This is a genomic window from Leclercia sp. GLN_9 (genome assembly GCF_043105735.1).
Lineage (GTDB): Bacteria > Pseudomonadota > Gammaproteobacteria > Enterobacterales > Enterobacteriaceae > Enterobacter > Enterobacter adecarboxylatus.
On the sequence record NZ_JBICLV010000038.1, the window covers coordinates 1 to 16933 of the forward strand.

22 protein-coding genes are annotated in these 16933 nt (G+C 54.5%); 11 read left to right on the forward strand and 11 right to left on the reverse strand.

All coding sequences use genetic code 11. The annotated features are described in order from the left end of the window. The 3 genes from ACF8PE_RS20400 to ACF8PE_RS20410 form a co-directional block, all read left to right on the forward strand. On the forward strand, nucleotides 1-186 hold a 186-nt coding region (locus ACF8PE_RS20400), incomplete at its 5' end, for a hypothetical protein (RefSeq protein ID WP_392495218.1). Nucleotides 187-230: 44 nt separating this feature from the next. Continuing rightward, complete coding sequence (locus tag ACF8PE_RS20405) at nucleotides 231-1073, forward strand: AraC family transcriptional regulator (protein WP_338534247.1); 843 nt, start codon at nucleotides 231-233, stop codon at nucleotides 1071-1073. Nucleotides 1074-1109: 36 nt separating this feature from the next. After that, a complete protein-coding gene (locus tag ACF8PE_RS20410) occupies nucleotides 1110-1700 on the forward strand; it encodes a LysE family translocator (protein ID WP_032616143.1) in 591 nt (196 codons plus the stop codon). Here the strand turns inward: ACF8PE_RS20410 and ACF8PE_RS20415 are convergent. The 5 genes from ACF8PE_RS20415 to aspA form a co-directional block, all read right to left on the reverse strand. Further along, complete coding sequence (locus tag ACF8PE_RS20415) at nucleotides 1697-2272, reverse strand: transcriptional regulator (RefSeq protein ID WP_032616144.1); 576 nt, start codon at nucleotides 2270-2272, stop codon at nucleotides 1697-1699. The two genes, ACF8PE_RS20410 and ACF8PE_RS20415, sit on opposite strands and share 4 nt — an antisense overlap. Nucleotides 2273-2319: 47 nt before the next feature. Further along, complete coding sequence (locus ACF8PE_RS20420; protein WP_392495219.1) at nucleotides 2320-4029, reverse strand: protein-disulfide reductase DsbD; 1710 nt, start codon at nucleotides 4027-4029, stop codon at nucleotides 2320-2322. Further along, nucleotides 4005-4328: a divalent cation tolerance protein CutA gene (gene cutA, locus ACF8PE_RS20425; RefSeq protein WP_392495220.1), complete on the reverse strand. Its 324-nt coding sequence runs from the start codon at nucleotides 4326-4328 to the stop codon at nucleotides 4005-4007. The genes ACF8PE_RS20420 and cutA overlap by 25 nt, the downstream gene beginning before the upstream one ends. 113 nt (nucleotides 4329-4441) lie before the next feature. Beyond that, nucleotides 4442-5743: an anaerobic C4-dicarboxylate transporter gene (locus ACF8PE_RS20430; RefSeq protein ID WP_032616147.1), complete on the reverse strand. Its 1302-nt coding sequence runs from the start codon at nucleotides 5741-5743 to the stop codon at nucleotides 4442-4444. Between the two features lie 114 nt (nucleotides 5744-5857). Further along, entirely contained in the window at nucleotides 5858-7294 is a 1437-nt protein-coding gene (gene aspA, locus ACF8PE_RS20435; protein WP_032616148.1) for an aspartate ammonia-lyase, read from the reverse strand. 335 nt (nucleotides 7295-7629) lie between these two features. On the opposite strand from aspA, the gene ACF8PE_RS20440 reads away from it, so the two are divergent. Continuing rightward, nucleotides 7630-8100: an FxsA family protein gene (locus tag ACF8PE_RS20440; protein WP_032616149.1), complete on the forward strand. Its 471-nt coding sequence runs from the start codon at nucleotides 7630-7632 to the stop codon at nucleotides 8098-8100. A gap of 78 nt (nucleotides 8101-8178) precedes the next feature. On the opposite strand, the gene yjeH is transcribed toward ACF8PE_RS20440, so the two are convergent. Next, nucleotides 8179-9417, reverse strand: coding sequence for an L-methionine/branched-chain amino acid transporter (gene yjeH, locus ACF8PE_RS20445; RefSeq protein WP_032616150.1), 1239 nt, complete (start codon nucleotides 9415-9417; stop codon nucleotides 8179-8181). Nucleotides 9418-9594: 177 nt separating this feature from the next. On the opposite strand from yjeH, the gene ACF8PE_RS20450 reads away from it, so the two are divergent. The 3 genes from ACF8PE_RS20450 (at nucleotide 9595) to ACF8PE_RS20460 (ending at nucleotide 12176) form a co-directional block, all read left to right on the forward strand. Next, entirely contained in the window at nucleotides 9595-9888 is a 294-nt protein-coding gene (locus ACF8PE_RS20450) for a co-chaperone GroES (RefSeq protein ID WP_032616151.1), read from the forward strand. A gap of 44 nt (nucleotides 9889-9932) precedes the next feature. After that, nucleotides 9933-11579 (forward strand): chaperonin GroEL, encoded by a 1647-nt coding sequence (gene groL / locus ACF8PE_RS20455; protein ID WP_032616152.1) that lies wholly within the window; start codon nucleotides 9933-9935, stop codon nucleotides 11577-11579. 243 nt (nucleotides 11580-11822) lie between these two features. Then, nucleotides 11823-12176 (forward strand): DUF4156 domain-containing protein, encoded by a 354-nt coding sequence (locus tag ACF8PE_RS20460; RefSeq protein ID WP_032616153.1) that lies wholly within the window; start codon nucleotides 11823-11825, stop codon nucleotides 12174-12176. A gap of 54 nt (nucleotides 12177-12230) precedes the next feature. Here ACF8PE_RS20460 and epmB read toward each other — a convergent pair whose 3' ends face one another. Further along, nucleotides 12231-13262, reverse strand: a complete 1032-nt coding sequence (gene epmB, locus ACF8PE_RS20465) for an EF-P beta-lysylation protein EpmB (protein ID WP_059308910.1) — start codon at nucleotides 13260-13262, stop codon at nucleotides 12231-12233. 40 nt (nucleotides 13263-13302) lie between these two features. On the opposite strand from epmB, the gene efp reads away from it, so the two are divergent. The 3 genes from efp (at nucleotide 13303) to ecnB (ending at nucleotide 14319) form a co-directional block, all read left to right on the forward strand. Then, nucleotides 13303-13869 carry an elongation factor P gene (efp, locus tag ACF8PE_RS20470; RefSeq protein WP_032616155.1) on the forward strand — a complete coding sequence of 189 codons (567 nt, stop codon included), beginning with the start codon at nucleotides 13303-13305 and terminating at the stop codon, nucleotides 13867-13869. A 66-nt stretch (nucleotides 13870-13935) separates the two neighbouring features. Beyond that, nucleotides 13936-14067, forward strand: a complete 132-nt coding sequence (locus tag ACF8PE_RS20475; protein WP_077226973.1) for an entericidin A/B family lipoprotein — start codon at nucleotides 13936-13938, stop codon at nucleotides 14065-14067. 105 nt (nucleotides 14068-14172) lie between these two features. Then, nucleotides 14173-14319, forward strand: coding sequence for a lipoprotein toxin entericidin B (gene ecnB, locus ACF8PE_RS20480; protein WP_032616157.1), 147 nt, complete (start codon nucleotides 14173-14175; stop codon nucleotides 14317-14319). A 49-nt stretch (nucleotides 14320-14368) separates the two neighbouring features. On the opposite strand, the gene ACF8PE_RS20485 is transcribed toward ecnB, so the two are convergent. Continuing rightward, nucleotides 14369-14956: a LuxR C-terminal-related transcriptional regulator gene (locus ACF8PE_RS20485; protein ID WP_032616158.1), complete on the reverse strand. Its 588-nt coding sequence runs from the start codon at nucleotides 14954-14956 to the stop codon at nucleotides 14369-14371. Between the two features lie 271 nt (nucleotides 14957-15227). Between ACF8PE_RS20485 and sugE the strand changes: the two genes are divergently transcribed. Further along, nucleotides 15228-15545, forward strand: a complete 318-nt coding sequence (sugE, locus tag ACF8PE_RS20490) for a quaternary ammonium compound efflux SMR transporter SugE (protein ID WP_032616159.1) — start codon at nucleotides 15228-15230, stop codon at nucleotides 15543-15545. Here the strand turns inward: sugE and blc are convergent. From blc to frdC, 3 genes are all read right to left on the reverse strand, one after another. Next, nucleotides 15542-16072, reverse strand: coding sequence for an outer membrane lipoprotein Blc (gene blc, locus ACF8PE_RS20495; RefSeq protein WP_392495221.1), 531 nt, complete (start codon nucleotides 16070-16072; stop codon nucleotides 15542-15544). The two genes, sugE and blc, sit on opposite strands and share 4 nt — an antisense overlap. A gap of 86 nt (nucleotides 16073-16158) precedes the next feature. After that, complete coding sequence (gene frdD / locus ACF8PE_RS20500) at nucleotides 16159-16518, reverse strand: fumarate reductase subunit FrdD (protein ID WP_032616161.1); 360 nt, start codon at nucleotides 16516-16518, stop codon at nucleotides 16159-16161. Nucleotides 16519-16528: 10 nt separating this feature from the next. Next, nucleotides 16529-16924 carry a fumarate reductase subunit FrdC gene (gene frdC, locus ACF8PE_RS20505; protein WP_032616162.1) on the reverse strand — a complete coding sequence of 132 codons (396 nt, stop codon included), beginning with the start codon at nucleotides 16922-16924 and terminating at the stop codon, nucleotides 16529-16531. Between the last annotated feature and the right edge of the window lie 9 nt (nucleotides 16925-16933).

Sequence of the window (16933 nt, forward strand, 5' to 3'; positions counted from 1 at the left end):
TCGAACCAAGGACACGGGGATTTTCAATCCCCTGCTCTACCGACTGAGCTATCCGGGCAACGGGGCGCATTAAACCGCAATCACGTACGGGCGTCAACCTTATTTCTGGAAAAGCTGTTCAACTGCTTAAGTTTGCGGCAATCTGTCGGTTTGCGCGTCGATTTTGCACAAATCTTCCAGACATAAAGGTGAACCGGGGCAATGCTGACAGCGAAAAAGGGGGCGCGACAGTGAGCGACTGGCTTGAGCTGCGACAGCATGCGGATACAGGAATTGAAACCATCAAGGCGCACTTTGAAGGGCACGCCTACGATCCGCACTGGCACGACAGCTATCTGGTGGGGATCACCCTCAGCGGCACCCAGCAATTCCATTGCCGCCGTAAGCGCTATCTTAGCCATCCGGGTGATGCGTTCCTGCTTGAGCCGGGTGAGATCCATGACGGTGACGCACCCGTCGCGGGCGGTTTCACCTATGTGACGTTCTACCTCGACGAGCGCTGGCTCCTCAACACTCTGCATGGCCTTTATGAGGCCACACCCGGCAGTTATTCTCTGCATTTCTCGCAAATCCTGACCCGCGAGCCGCAGCTGGCGCACACCATCGGCAATACCTTTGCGGCGCTGCACAATGACGAGATGAAGATCGTGCAGCAGAGCACGATGGATAATCTGCTGGCGCAGCTCACGTCCCATAGCCACTGGCGTAAAAAATTACCGTCACAGTTGCAGAGCGCAGCGGTGGCGCATCGTGCACGGGACTATCTCTATGCCCATCTGGGCGACAATATCGGCCTGTCCGATCTGGCCCGGGAGACCGGCACCGATCGCTTCACGCTCACCCGCTGCTTTAAGCGAGAGTTCCACCTGGCGCCGCATGCCTGGCTCATTCAACTGCGTCTGGCCAAAGCGCGGCAGTTTCTGGCGCGTGGGGATCAGCCCGTCGATGTGGCGGCGGCGCTGGGGTTTGCCGATCAAAGCCATCTGGGCCGCTGGTTCCAGCGGGCTTACCGTATCACGCCTGCCCACTACCGTCGGTTGTGCACAAACCTTCCAGACGTTTCCAGAAAATAGCGGCACTGTCAGGACTCTTATAATAAGGAGTCACCTGTGAATCTAATGCCGTTTCTGTTATTTGCTTTTGTCGCCTCGATAACGCCAGGGCCAACCAATATCCTTGTACTGACCAACAGCCAGCATTTCGGGGTGAGGGCAACCCTGCCGGCGCTATTGAGTGCCTGCGTGGCAGCCAGTGCCATTGTGCTGATTTCCGGGGCCGGAGCGGGTGAGATGCTGCATCAGTATCCGCTGGTGCGTCAGGTGATGAGCTGGGCCGGAGTACTGTGGTTAAGCTGGATGAGCTGGCAGCTGTTTTGTGCGCCAGCGGCAAACGTCTCCCGCGACACGCATACCCGCTTCACCGCGCGGGCGGCGGCGTTACTGCAGGTCATTAACCCTAAAACCTGGATGATGGCGCTGGCGGTGGTCAGCCTGTTTGCCCCTGCGGGAGAGGGGGCGTTGCGGGATATCGCGCTGATGGCGCTCTGGTTTCTGCTGATCTCCGTGGCCTGTCTGCTGTGCTGGGCATGGCTGGGACAGGCGGTAAACAAAGTGTTTCGGACCGCTGCGGCGATGGTGCGTTTTCAGCGCCTGATGGCGCTGTGTCTGTTCATCTCTGCCTGGGCGGGAATGCTGGCTTAAGTCAGCGCTCCACCTTTGCGACATTGCGCAAAGTGCAGAATATCTTCCGCCAGCCGCTGGGCGGTATCGACATCGGCCTGGCTGCGGTTCACCAGCATCCGGCTGAGGCAGCCTTCAATAATCAGATCCATCTGCTTTGCCACCATCGCCGGATCGTCCACTTCCAGCGTGGTCAGCAGTTCATGCGTAAAGTCATGCGAGGCGCGTTTTTGCTGGTCGGCAAGCTGGTGGATCGGGTGGCCCGGATCCGGGTAAAAGGTACAGGCGGCAATAAACAGGCAGCCCGGATAGCGATGGTTACGCACGCATTCGGTCAGCGCAGAGTAGCGCGCCAGTAATTTTTGCTCTGCCGAAAGCTCGGTGTTGAGCATCAACTGTCTGCGCCAGGTATCCACCTGCTGGCTGAGATAACGCAGGGAATCGTACAGTAGCGCCTCTTTATCGGGCCAGAAACGACGTAGTTCATCCAGAGGATAATTAATACGTTCGGCAACCATTTCCAGCGAGGTGCTGGCTATCCCTTGAATTTCAAGTAATTGCAGGGTTGCACCCAGAACATCTTCACGTTGCACGGTTTTCTCCTCCGTTTACTTTCGTACTTTCCCATTTGAAGTGTCGTTTACGGTTGGCGATCGCGCAAATGCGCACTGAACGCGGCGGCATCCATAAAACCCGTTACCCGCTGTGCGGGCTGCTCTTCACCTTGTGCGTTGAAAAACAAGATAGTCGGCAGGCCGAGCACGTTAAGCTCCTTCAGCAGGGCCTTATCCTGCGGGCTGTTCGCCGTGACGTTAGCCTGCAGCAGGACGGTCTCTTTCAGGGCATTTTGCACCTGTGGATCGCTAAAGGTGTATTTTTCAAACTCTTTGCAGGCGACGCACCAGTCGGCGTAGAGGTCGAGCATCACCGGTTTTCCCTCTGCCTGTGCCAGTGCGCGGTGTAATGCGTCGACATTGTCGACAGGCGTGAAGTTCAGGTGCGCCTGGCTTTGCGCAGTAGGCGCACCAAAGGCCCAGTCCTGCAACGGACGCACGCTGACCAGCGCGGCAGCCAGCAGCAGGATCTGCACCAGGCGGATCCATGGCTTGCGGGCGTTCAGGCTGCTGATAAAGGCCCAGCTAAAGAAGGCGACGCCCAGCATGGCCCACAGCCGCAGGCCCCAGACGTCACCGACCACGCGCTCCAGCAGGAACACCGGCAGGGCCAGAATGACAAAACCAAAGGCGGTTTTTACCGTCTCCATCCACGGGCCGCTCTTCGGCAGCAGGCGGTTGCCAAACACCGTGACCAGGATCAGCGGCAGACCCATCCCGAGGGCATAGAGATACAGCGTGCCGCCGCCGAGCCACATATTGCCGCTCTGGGCGATATACAGCAGGATCGCGCTGAGCGGGGCGGTAGTGCAGGGCGAGCAGATCAGCCCGGCAATGGCTCCCATTGCAAATACGCCGCCGACAGATCCACCCTGCTGGCGGTTGCTCATCAGCGTTAAACGGGTTTGCAGGGAGGAGGGCAGTTGCAGGCTGAACAGGCCAAACATCGACAGCGCCAGCAGAATAAAGACCGCCGACAGCCCGATCAGCACCCAGGGGTGCTGGAGCGCCGCCTGAAACTGTAGTCCGGCTGCCGCGACGACCAGACCGAGCGCGGTATAGGTGAGCGCCATCCCCTGAACGTAGATAAACGCCAGCAGCAGCGCACGGCCAGTAGAGAGCCGCTGTTTACCGCCGAGAACGATGCCTGAGATCAGCGGATACATGGGTAATACGCATGGCGTGAAGGCGATACCGATGCCAATTAACAGCGCCCAGAGCGCGGAGAAGGGCAGCTCAGCGCCGCTTTCGTCCTTCGCCCCGGTCCTCTCTTCTGAGGGAAGAGGGGCAACAGCAGGTTGGGCGGCTGCTTTCACTTCACTGAGGGGAATTACTTTGGTTTCGGGCGGGTAGCAGAGACCGGCATCGGCACAGCCTTGATAAGTTACCGTCAGCGTAGCGCCTTTATCGGCCTGCGCGACGGCGACAGGCACAGACAGCTGGCCCCGGTAGATTTCACTTTTGCCGTAAAATTCGTCTTCGTGCGCTACTCCGGCGGGCAACTGGAGTGGACCTACCTGCGCCTGAGCAGGCGTAATGCTGATCTGCTTGCGATAGAGGTAGTAACCCTCTTTTACCTGCCAGTTGAGATTCAGGTCATGTTGGTTTTGCTGAAAATCGAAGACAAAAGCCTGGTCGGCAGGCGTGAAATTCGAGCGGCCGGGCGCGTCAAATAACCCGGCAAAAACTGATGTGCTGCACAGCAGCAGGATCAGCGTAAGGAAACGTTGAGCCATGAGAGATAGTCGTTATCACCGTGGAGCACTGGCAGCACCAGCAGTTCCGGGGTCTGGTAAGGATGATGCGATTTGAGGCAGTCGAGGAGTGCTTGCTGATGGGTCACGCTGGATTTGAGGAGCATCTGCACTTCGTACTCCTGTTCCAGCTTGCCTTCCCAGTAGTAAAGGGAGGTGGCGCCGGGGAGGATGGTCACGCAGGCTGCAAGCTTATCTGCCAGCACTTTGGCGGCAAGATCCTGGGCGGTAGCTTCATCGGGAGCGGTACACAGAACAACAACAGTGTCGGGCGTATTCACAAGTCGACCTCGGTATCGCGAAAAAAATTACTATATCACGACCGGCCGCTGCTCATTAATGAATCGGGCCGCTAAGCGGCCCGACTTTAACTCTTTTTACAACCGAAAGCGGTTTACAGCACAATTCCGCCGATGATGAAGCCGAGCACGACACACAGGGTAATGGCAATCACGCCCGGGATCAGGAAGGCGTGGTTAAACACGTACTTACCGATACGGGTAGAGCCGGTGTCATCCATCTCGACCGCAGCCAGCAACGTCGGATAGGTTGGCAGAACAAACAGCGCGGAAACGGCCGCAAAAGAGGCAATCGCCGTCAGCGGAGAGACGCCCAGCATCAGCGCCGCAGGCATCAGCGCCTTAGTGGTCGCCGCCTGGGAGTAGAGCAGGGTCGCAGCAAAGAACAGCACCACCGCCAGCAACCACGGGTAGTTATGCAGCAGATCGCCCGCAACGGTCTGGATATCGGTGATATGGGCTTTCACGAAGGTATCACCCAGCCAGGCCACACCCAGTACGCACACACAGGCGCTCATACCGGATTTGAAGGTGCTGGCGTTGAGTACTTCGCTGGTGTCGATTTTACAGGTGATGCTAATCAGCGTGGCGATGGTCAGCATGAACACCACGATCGCTTCGTTACGTGGCAGAACCGGGTTCTGAATCAGCCCCACGGTATCGCTGATGGCGGTCGCGTAGAACATCACCGCGATGATCCCGATCAGGAACAGCAGCACGGAGCGTTTAGCGTGTGGCTTCAGGACAAAGGCCTGGCTGCCGCGCAGCTTCACTTCACCTTTTGCCAGACGCTCCTGATAGACCGGATCGTCTTTCAGCTCGGCACCGAGGAAGTTACAGAACACCGCGGTGATCATCACCGCAATCAGGGTGACCGGAATACAGATTGCCAGCAGCGTCAGGTAGCTTACGCCCAGCGGCTCGAGGATCCCGGCAAAGAACACCACCGCCGCAGAGATAGGAGACGCGGTGATAGCAATCTGTGACGCGACAACGGCAATGGAGAGTGGACGAGAAGGACGGATGCCCTGCTCTTTCGCCACTTCGGTAATGACCGGCAGGGTGGAGAACGCGGTATGGCCAGTACCGGCCAGAATCGTCATAAACCAGGTTACCAGCGGGGCGAGGAAGGTGATGTATTTCGGGTGGCGGCGCAGCATACGCTCCGCCAGGCTCACCAGGTAGTCCATCCCCCCGGCAACCTGCATGGCGGCGATAGCGGCGATAACCGCCATGATGATTTCAATAACGTCGAACGGAATAGCGCCGGGTTTAATTTGAAAAATGAGAGTAAGGACAAGTACGCCAAGACCGCCGGCGAAACCGATGCCGATTCCCCCGAGCCTTGCCCCTAAATAGATCGCCAACAGGACGACGACGAGTTCTGCTCCAAACATGAGTGCCTACCTTGTTTATTAACAAGTTGATATTGAATTGTTGTGTTTTGGTAAAGCCTAAAAACAAAAAAGGCACGTCAAGTGACGTGCCTTCATGAAGATTAACCTGAACTGTTATTGTTCACTTTCATCCGTATATCTTTTTGCTTTATAGGCCGGGTGCATTAAGTTTTGTGCGGAGAAGATATCATCCAGCTCAGCTTCTGTCAGCAAGCCACGCTCAAGTACGACCTCTCGTACGCTCTTACCGGTTTCGGCACAGATCTTACCAACGATGTCGCCGTTGTGGTGACCGATGAACGGGTTGAGGTAGGTGACGATACCGATGGAGTTATAGACGTAGCTTTCACACACCGCTTTGTTCGCCGTGATGCCGTTGATGCATTTCTCCAGCAGGTTGTAGCAGGCGTTGGTCAGAATGTGAATCGACTCAAACATCGCCTGGCCAATCACTGGCTCCATCACGTTCAGTTGCAGCTGGCCCGCTTCCGAAGCCATGGTGACAGTGATGTCGTTCCCGATGACTTTGAAGCACACCTGGTTAACCACCTCTGGCACCACCGGGTTCACTTTGGCTGGCATGATGGACGAGCCTGCCTGCAGTTCTGGCAGGTTGATTTCGTTCAGACCTGCACGCGGACCTGAAGAGAGCAGGCGCAGGTCGTTACAGATTTTGGAGAGCTTCACCGCCAGACGTTTCAGGGCGCTGTGCACCATGACGTAAGCGCCGCAGTCGGAGGTGGCTTCGATCAGGTCTTCCGCTGGCACAACCGCCAGGTTGGAAACTTCGGCCAGCTTCTGCACTGCCAGCTGCTGATAGCCATCCGGGGTATTCAGTCGTGTACCGATGGCCGTGGCCCCAAGGTTTACTTCCAGCAGCAGTTCAGAGGTGCGCATCAGGTTGCGGGTCTCTTCATTCAGCAGCACGTTAAATGCGTGGAACTCCTGGCCGAGGGTCATCGGCACCGCGTCCTGCAGCTGGGTGCGGCCCATTTTCAGGATGTCCTGGAATTCGACGGCTTTATTCTGGAAACCTTCACCCAGTTGGTTAATGGCATCAACCAGCTTCACCACGGAAGCGTAAACGGCGATACGGAAACCGGTCGGGTAGGCGTCGTTGGTGGACTGGCATTTATTGACGTGATCGTTCGGGTTCAGGTACTGGTACTCACCTTTCTGGTGGCCCATCAGCTCAAGACCGATGTTTGCCAGTACCTCGTTGGTGTTCATGTTCACCGATGTCCCCGCGCCGCCCTGATAGACGTCGACCGGGAATTGATCCATGCACTTGCCATTGTTCAGCACTTCATCGCAGGCGGCAATGATGGTATTGGCAATGTTTTTCGGAATGGTTTGCAGCTCTTTGTTCGCCATGGCTGCCGCTTTCTTCACCATCACCATGCCACGCACAAACTCAGGGATGTCGCTGATTTTGCTGTTGCTGATGTAGAAGTTTTCAATCGCTCTCAGAGTGTGAACACCATAGTAGGCATCCGCTGGAACTTCCCTGGTACCCAACAAATCTTCTTCGATACGAATGTTGTTTAACATGTGAACCTTCTTTTCAAGCTGCCGATTGATTGTACTAAACACACAGTACATCTGTGGTTATGTCTATTTTCTGACCGACGATTATCCCCTGAATCGACCAGATACCCGGAATGATATGCTGATGATAGCGAAATGCCGTAACCTGGATCACTTATTATCGACCCCGTAACATGATATTTATCAATATGTGAAATGAGTCACCGCTTCAATATTTCCAAAAAAAATATCCGTGCAAACCGATTGAATTTTGACTAAACGCCTCCATTTCAGACAGACGCGAATCGCAAATTGATACCGACAGGGGCCTTAAGGCGTCTGCCACACAGGAGAAGCCATTGCGCTGGATACCGTTAGTTGCCATTTTCCTTTATGTTTACATAGAGATATCTATTTTTATTCAGGTCGCCCATGTGCTTGGCGTCCTGCTGACGTTAATCCTGGTGATTTTCACGTCGGTCATTGGTATGTCGCTGGTGCGTAATCAGGGTTTCAAAAATTTCCTGTTAATGCAGCAGAAGATGGCCGCAGGCGAAAGCCCGGCAGCGGAGATGATCAAAAGCGTGTCGCTGATTATTGGCGGTATCCTGCTGATTATTCCCGGCTTCTTCACCGATTTCCTCGGCCTGTTGCTGCTCTTCCCGCCAGTGCAAAAGTTGCTGACGCTGAAGCTGATGCCGCACCTGCGTTTTAACCGGATGCCGGGCGGCGGATTTAGCACCGGCCCAGGTAACGGCGAGACGTTTGACGGGGAATTCCAGCGCAAAGATGACCAGCGCGACCGTCTGGATCATAAAGACGACCGTTAAGATATTTTGCCCGGCGGCGCTGCGCGTACAATGGGCCTACGGTTTTGTAGGCCAGGTAAGCGAAGCGCCATCCGGCGCTTACACTGCACTCCGCTTCGGCAAGAACCACCACAGCCCCGCCAGCATCACAATGGCGTACAGACTCTTCCATCCCACCATCGCCAGCAGCAGTAAGCACAGCACCCCACCGATCACCGCCAGCGCCTTATAGCGGCCTTTCAGCAGGCGGCAGCCCGCCAGCATGCACAGCAGATAGATCATGATGAATATGCCGTTGGCATAGACGATAAGCGCGTCGAGGTTGATGTCCAGCCAGTAGATCGCCAGCGTGCTCAACACGCAGCAGCCCAGCACGGCGTTCAGCGCGTTGAGCGGCAACTGGCGTTTCGACAGACGCGACAAACGGCTGTCCGGCTTATACAGCGCCTGGGACCATACCAGCCGGGCAAAACTCTGGATGTAGATATTCAGGCTGGCGAAGCAGGCGAGATAGCCAATGACGCAGGCGATCCACAAAGCCTTCACACCAAACAACTGCACCACAATGGCTGGCAGCGAGGCCGCCGCGGCCATATCGGCGCCATAAGCGGTGAAATGAAGGACCAGGACCGTACAGGCCCAGTAGACCGTGCCCGCCAGCAGCAAGCCAATCATCAACGCCCGTGGGAAATCGCGTTCTGGCTGTTTGAATTCCGAGGCTAAGTGGGCGAAAGCTTCGAGGCCGACAAAGCACCAGAACATTACCGAAAGGGCGGCGAAAAGCTGTGAATGGTCGATATCAGTCACGGCAGGGAAGGGGATAGCACTAACGTTAATTTCCCCGGCCCACCAGATGGCGGCGATCAGCGCCACAATCAGCACCGCAACCAGCGTCTGGAGGTTGGCGCTGGAGCTTGCGCCCCGTGAACCGACCCACCAGACAATCGCCAGGGTACCCAATTCGGCCAGCAATAGTTGCGCATCATGCCAGCCAAACAGCGCCTGACCAAAACCTGTCGCGATATGCAAGGCTGCCGGTAAGCCTACGGGGATCACGGAGAGGAACAACCAGCCGGTAACGCGCTCCAGGCGTGGGCCAAACGCCATCCCGACAAAATGCGCCACCCCGCCGGCACTGGGAAAGTGTCGCCCGAGAATGGCAAAGACAATCGCCACCGGAAACACCAGCACGATTAACACCGGCCATGCCCACAGACTGTTATCACCTGCGACCAGGGCAGCCAGCGCCGGTACGGCAAACACCCCCGTACCCAGTAACGACGTTGAAAGTAAGCCTACACCCTGTGCGAGTCCCAGCTCCTGTTTGAGTCCACTCATTCCGTTGTCCTGCCGCCATCAAAAGAGAGGCGATGGTAACACTTTCGCAAATTTTTTTTCGACTACCCCTTGAAGGGGTAAAACCCCATCCCCATCTCTCTGGGCACTAGCCGGAAAACCGCTTACGGCCCGGCGTCACCCATAACTGATAATGACTTTCTCAAAGGAGAGCTATCAATGAGTATTCGTCCGTTACATGATCGTGTGATCGTCAAACGTAAAGAAGTTGAAACTAAATCTGCTGGCGGCATCGTTCTGACCGGTTCTGCAGCAGCGAAATCAACTCGTGGCGAAATCATCGCTGTCGGTAAGGGTCGCATTCTGGAAAACGGAAATGTGCAGCCTCTGGACGTTAAAGTTGGTGACATCGTTATTTTCAACGATGGCTACGGTGTGAAGTCCGAGAAGATCGACAATGAAGAAGTGTTGATCATGTCCGAAAGCGACATTCTGGCAATTGTTGAAGCGTAATCCGCGAACGACACTGAACATACGAATTTAAGGGAAAGATTAAAATGGCAGCTAAAGACGTAAAATTCGGTAACGACGCTCGTGTGAAAATGCTGCGCGGCGTAAACGTACTGGCAGATGCAGTTAAAGTAACTCTGGGTCCAAAAGGCCGTAACGTGGTTCTGGACAAATCCTTCGGCGCGCCGACCATCACCAAAGACGGTGTGTCCGTTGCGCGTGAAATCGAGCTGGAAGACAAGTTCGAAAACATGGGTGCTCAGATGGTGAAAGAAGTTGCCTCTAAAGCGAACGACGCTGCAGGCGACGGCACCACCACTGCAACTGTACTGGCGCAGGCAATCATCACTGAAGGCCTGAAAGCCGTTGCTGCGGGTATGAACCCGATGGATCTGAAACGTGGTATCGACAAAGCTGTCGTTGCTGCTGTTGAAGAGCTGAAAGCGCTGTCCGTACCGTGCTCTGACTCTAAAGCTATTGCTCAGGTTGGTACCATCTCCGCTAACTCCGACGAAACCGTAGGTAAACTGATCGCTGAAGCGATGGATAAAGTCGGTAAAGAAGGCGTGATCACCGTTGAAGACGGTACCGGTCTGGAAGACGAACTGGACGTGGTTGAAGGTATGCAGTTCGACCGCGGCTACCTGTCCCCATACTTCATCAACAAGCCGGAAACTGGCGCAGTAGAACTGGAAAGCCCGTTCATCCTGCTGGCTGATAAGAAGATCTCCAACATCCGCGAAATGCTGCCAGTTCTGGAAGCCGTTGCGAAAGCAGGCAAACCGCTGGTTATCATCGCTGAAGACGTTGAAGGCGAAGCGCTGGCAACCTTGGTGGTTAACACCATGCGTGGCATCGTGAAAGTGGCTGCGGTTAAAGCACCTGGCTTCGGCGATCGTCGTAAAGCCATGCTGCAGGATATCGCAACTCTGACTGGCGGTACCGTGATCTCTGAAGAGATCGGTATGGAGCTGGAAAAAGCCACTCTGGAAGATCTGGGCCAGGCGAAACGCGTTGTTATCAACAAAGACACCACCACCATCATCGATGGCGTGGGTGAAGAAGATGCCATCCAGGGCCGTGTGACTCAGATCCGTAAGCAGATCGAAGAAGCCACCTCTGATTACGATCGCGAAAAACTGCAGGAACGCGTAGCGAAACTGGCTGGCGGCGTTGCGGTAATCAAAGTCGGTGCAGCTACCGAAGTTGAAATGAAAGAGAAGAAAGCTCGCGTTGACGATGCCCTGCACGCGACCCGTGCTGCGGTAGAAGAAGGCGTGGTTGCTGGTGGTGGTGTTGCTCTGGTTCGCGTTGCAGCGAAACTGGCTGGCCTGACCGCTCAGAACGAAGACCAGAACGTGGGTATTAAAGTTGCGCTGCGCGCAATGGAAGCACCACTGCGTCAGATCGTTTCCAACGCCGGTGAAGAGCCGTCTGTTGTAGCGAACATGGTGAAAGCGGGCGAAGGTAACTACGGTTACAACGCAGCGACTGAAGAATACGGCAACATGATCGACTTCGGTATCCTGGACCCAACCAAAGTGACCCGTTCTGCTCTGCAGTACGCGGCCTCTGTTGCGGGTCTGATGATCACCACCGAATGCATGGTGACCGACCTGCCAAAAAGCGACGCGCCTGATTTAGGTGCTGCTGGCGGTATGGGCGGCATGGGTGGAATGGGCGGCATGATGTAATTGCCCTACGCCCTGCATCTTTCAGGCTGTAGATGCGTTGGCTACGTTCGCGAACCCCAGTTACTTACTGGGGATTCACAAACTTGCCGCCTTCCTGCAACCAGAATGATTTGGGCGTATACCTCGCAGAAATGAAGAAACCCCCGGTCAGAAATGACCGGGGGTTTTTCTTTTGGTCATCTTTTTAGTATAAGGTTTAGACGCGGGCAGCGAGTGCTCAACTTTTTGAAAACGAGGAATAATATGCGCGTTAACGTTTGTGCAGGGATTGTAGGAGCAGCACTGCTGCTGGCGGGGTGTAGTTCCGGTAATGAGCTGTCTGCTGGTGGGCATAGCGTTCGCTTTGTAGAAGATAAGCCGGGCAGCGAATGCCAGCTGATTGGCACCGCTACGGGCAAACAAAGCAACTGGCTTTCCGGGCAGCATGGCGAAGAGGGCGGTTCAATGCGTGGTGCAGCGAATGGTCTGCGTAACCAGGCGGCAGAGATGGGCGGGAATGTGATTTATGGCGTCAGCAGCCCGACGCAAGGCCTGTTATCAAGCTTTGTGCCGACTGCCAGTGAAATGCAGGGCCAGGTTTATAAGTGTCCGAATTGATATGCTGTGCCTCTCTCTGCGCGATCGGAAAGAGGCTCAACATTCTCTTCTTGCTTAACTCTCTTGTTTCAGCCCTAAATCAAGCGGTGTTTTACTCGGTTGACCGCCAATTTCCCGGGCTAACCTTGGCACCATGTACCCTGATACCAGGGTCAGCAGTTCACGCATAATGGCGCGGGCTTCATCATCATTCACCATGAAATGCGCGGCGCCCTGCACCTTATCGAGCACATGGATGTAATAAGGCATCACCCCCGCATCAAATAAGGCATTGCTCAGGTTAGCGAGGGTGTGGGCATTATCGTTCACGTCGCGCAGCAGAACGCTCTGATTAAGCAGTGTTACTCCGGCCTGGCGTAAGCGGGCCATTGCCGCCCGGAATGTCTCGTCAATCTCGTTAGCATGGTTGATATGGTTAACCAGCAAGATTTGCAACGAAGACCGCGCAAGACGTGCCGTGAGTTCTTCAGTAATACGCGCCGGGATCACAATCGGTAAACGGCTATGAATGCGTAACCGCTTGATATGCGGGATCGCTTCCAGCTGGGTGATCAGCCAGTCCAGCTCATGATCTTTCGCCATCAGCGGATCGCCGCCAGAGAAGATAATCTCATCCAGCTCAGTATGAGAAGCAATGTAGTCGAGCGCGGCCTGCCAGTTGCGCTTGTTGCCCTGATTGTCGGCGTACGGGAAGTGACGACGGAAGCAATAGCGACAGTTTACTGCACAGCCGCCCTTAACCAGCAGCAGGGCGCGATTACGGTACTTATGCAGTAAACCGGGCACCACGCTGTTCTGCTCTTCGAGGGGATCGGTGCTAAAACCCGGAGCGGAGATAAACTCATCCTGGGCTGTGAGCACTTGTTTTAACAGCGGATCATCGGGATTTCCTTTCTCCATGCGAGCCACGAAAGCACGTGGAACGCGCAGGGGGAAAAGACGTTTCGCTTCACGTCCGGCGAGAAGTTTTTCATCATTATCCAGATCCAACAGATGAAGCAGTTCATCAGGACGGGTGATTACATCGGCAAGTTGCGATAACCAATCTTCTCTGGACGGGGTATTTAGGGTTACAATATGCGCCATTTTGTGGCTTAGCTACCAGTTAACAATTTCAGAGGGCCTTATGGCGACTTACTATAGCAACGATTTTCGTGCCGGTCTTAAAATCATGATGGACGGCGAACCGTACGCGGTTGAAGCCAGCGAATTCGTTAAACCAGGTAAAGGTCAGGCATTCGCACGCGTTAAGCTGCGCCGCCTGCTGACCGGTACCCGTGTAGAGAAAACCTTCAAATCCACCGACTCTGCTGAAGGCGCAGACGTGGTTGATATGAACCTGACCTACCTCTACAACGATGGTGAATTCTATCACTTTATGAACAACTCCACTTTCGAGCAGCTGTCTGCTGACGAGAAAGCGGTAGGTGACAGCGCTAAATGGCTGCTGGATCAGGCAGAGTGCATCGTGACCCTGTGGAACGGCCAGCCTATCGCTGTGACCCCACCAAACTTCGTTGAGCTGGAAATCGTTGAAACAGACCCAGGTCTGAAAGGCGATACCGCAGGTACTGGCGGTAAGCCAGCCAAGCTGTCTACCGGTGCCGTGGTTAAAGTTCCACTGTTCGTGCAGACTGGCGAAATCATCAAAGTGGATACCCGCTCTGGTGAATACGTATCTCGCGTGAAGTAATTCACTTCGGGATGAAAGGCGCAGTTTTTTGCTGCGCCTTTTTGACCGAAAAAGGATTCATGGACGATGCAGCGCACAATCAAAATTTTCCTGCTGATAATCCTTGCTGGCTCACTGCTCACCGGCTGCAATACGGCTCGTGGCTTCGGGGAAGACATTAAAAGCCTCGGCCATGCCATTTCGCACGCCGCCTCCTGATTTTTCTTCTTTTCCTAAAAATTCTTCCTTTTCCATCACTCGCCGGGATCCTGGCTATGCTTATGTAGCTGTACACAATAACTTTGGCTAAAAAAGGAAGACATTATGCTTAAGAAAACATTTGTAGCGATCTTTTCGGTTCTGGTGCTTTCGTCTGTACTGACGGCCTGTAATACCACTCGCGGCGTCGGTGAGGATATCTCCTCTGGCGGTAGCGCGATTTCTGGTGCGGCAACTAAAGCACAACAGTAATCTTGGGCGGTACGGTGCTGAATACGTCGCCGTACCCTCAGTTTCCCCCTCAGGGTAGTGACAGAAACGGCGAGTACCGTGTATCCATGTGCAATTTCATTCGAATATTGCGCTTGTAGGTGTAAACCGTTTTCCCGTGAATACTCAGTTTACTGGCAATCTTCTGGTTGCTGGCGCCGTCCATCCATAGCGTTAACACTTTCTCTTCCTGGCGCGTCAGTAATGGCGTTGCGACAGGTCCAGGTTCACTGATTTCTTGTGAGGCTAATGCCTCATTAATTGTCTGCGCCAGTATCGCCAGCGGGATCGTTTTGGCTAATGATGCCCACAAGGGAAAGGTATTCATAAAGGCCGACGTTTCAGGTTGTTCCTCTGATTGCAGTAAAACAAAAGGCACGGTTTCACTGGCGCTCATCAGAGAAGAGAGCTGCTGGATATGTTGTATGTCTGACGTAAACCCCTGCAAATCTGCAATTACCAGCGTCGGTTTCCATTGCAGAATATGCTCTCTGGCCAGAAAGAGATTGTTAAGGCCCGTTACCAGAACGGGGGAGGGGAACAGCCCTGAATGATTGATCCACATTTCCAGGCCCATGCGGGTGTAATGACACCGGTCAATCAAAAGAATTTTGAACATTTGGTTTTCGCAATCGGCAAAGTGAAGTCGCTTCCTGCATCGAGGAAGTCACTCATAGTAAAGAAGTCGGATGAGTTATAAATGGGGGAATTTCGCAGCTAATTACGTCTATTTCTTGCATTCAAATGGTTAACTATGGCCAGAAACAAAGACGTTGAAAAATGAATGCATGCTCTTCACAATAAGTTGTTCACCTGCCTTACAGGACGACCTGTAAGCGCTTCTCTCATCGGGGACGGCCCCAGACTGTTATTTAAGTTAAGGAGCCTTTATGTCCTGGATTATTCTTTTTATCGCCGGTTTACTCGAAGTGGTTTGGGCCATTGGCCTGAAATATACCCACGGGTTCACGCGTCTCACGCCCAGCATTATTACCGTTTCTGCGATGATCGTGAGCATTGTGCTGCTCTCCTGGGCCATGCGTTCGCTGCCCGTAGGGACGGCTTATGCAGTGTGGACGGGGATTGGTGCGGTAGGCGCGGCCATTACCGGGATTTTACTGCTGGGTGAGTCTGCGAGCCTGGCGCGTATTGCCAGCCTCGCATTGATCGTCGCCGGGATTATTGGGCTGAAGCTCAGCACTCACTAATGGGTCTGCTCAACCCAGACCAACTGGCTGATATCAAATCCCTGACGGCTGGCAGAGTCCAGCAATCTCTGTTTCATCTCATCTGGAATCGTTGGTGTGCGGGAAAGAACCCACAGGTAGTCACGATCGGCCCCGCACACTAGCGCATGCTGATAATTTTTATCCAGCGCAATCACGTTATACCCGCCATAAAAAGGACCGATGAAAGAGGCTTTCAGCGCGGCGGTATCAGACGCGCCGGTAAAGTAGGCTTTCCCCGTCATTTTTTGCCACATGCCGCGGTCAGGATTATAGCCACGGTTGATGACCTGGATTCCGCCGTCGCTCATCAGGCTGTAGTGAGCCGTTACCTGTTGTAAGGCACGCTCATAGCGATGGTCAAAACGGGCAATTTCATACCAGGAACCCATAAACTGCTGGGCGTTAAAGGGCCGGACGACAGTCACGCCCTGAGGCGGGGCAGGCGTACTACAGGAAACAACCAGAAATGCAGCGGCAATGGCGGCGATGACGGGCAGGATGCGCATAGGCGTTTCCTTACAGGATTTTTCATAAGTGTAGAACCTGTCAGGAATTTTGCTCTCCCACCAACAGGTGGGAGAGCGGAGGAAGATCACATAAACACAACGGCAACCAGCGTGACCACGCTGAGAATGGCGGCCAGTCCGTAGAACACCCATTTCCCGTTAGGGACGTGGATCTTCAGGTCGTGCATGGCGTGATGAATGCGGTGCAGGCCACACCACAGCGGCAGCACGATCATCAGGAAAATGAACACCCGGCCAATAAGGCTATGGGCAAAAGCCAACACCCGCTCGTAGCCCAGCGCATCGCCGGGGTAAAGCCCCAGCGGCAGCATAATGCCCACCAGCAGAATAATGACCGGCGCGATAATGGCGCACCACATACCACCTGCCCCGAAGAGTCCCCAGAAGACTGGCTCATCAGAACGTTTTGGAGTTGGATTAATCACAGAGGTCTCCTTACCAGAACAGGGCTACGCCAAGAACAACCACGGTCACGACCGCAGTCACCGCCCAGAGTCCTTTGATGATCGGCTCTGGCCCCAGCTTTTCGTTTTTGACGATAATATTTGCCGCTTTCGGCGCCAGCTCAAACCAGGTTTTGGTATGCAACAGCGCTGCCGCCAGCACGATGATATTCAGGATCACCACAATAGGGTTCTGCAGGAATCCAACAAAACCGGCCCAGGTTTCAGGCCCGTGCTTAAGGGCAAACAGACCGTACAGCAGTTCGATGCTGAACCACACCGCCGGCACCGCCGTGCCTTCACGCAGCATATAGAAGCGATAAAACGGCAGATTTTTCCACCAGGTGGACGGCATCGGCCGGACATAGGCTTTGCGTTTAGTCGTCATCATGCACTC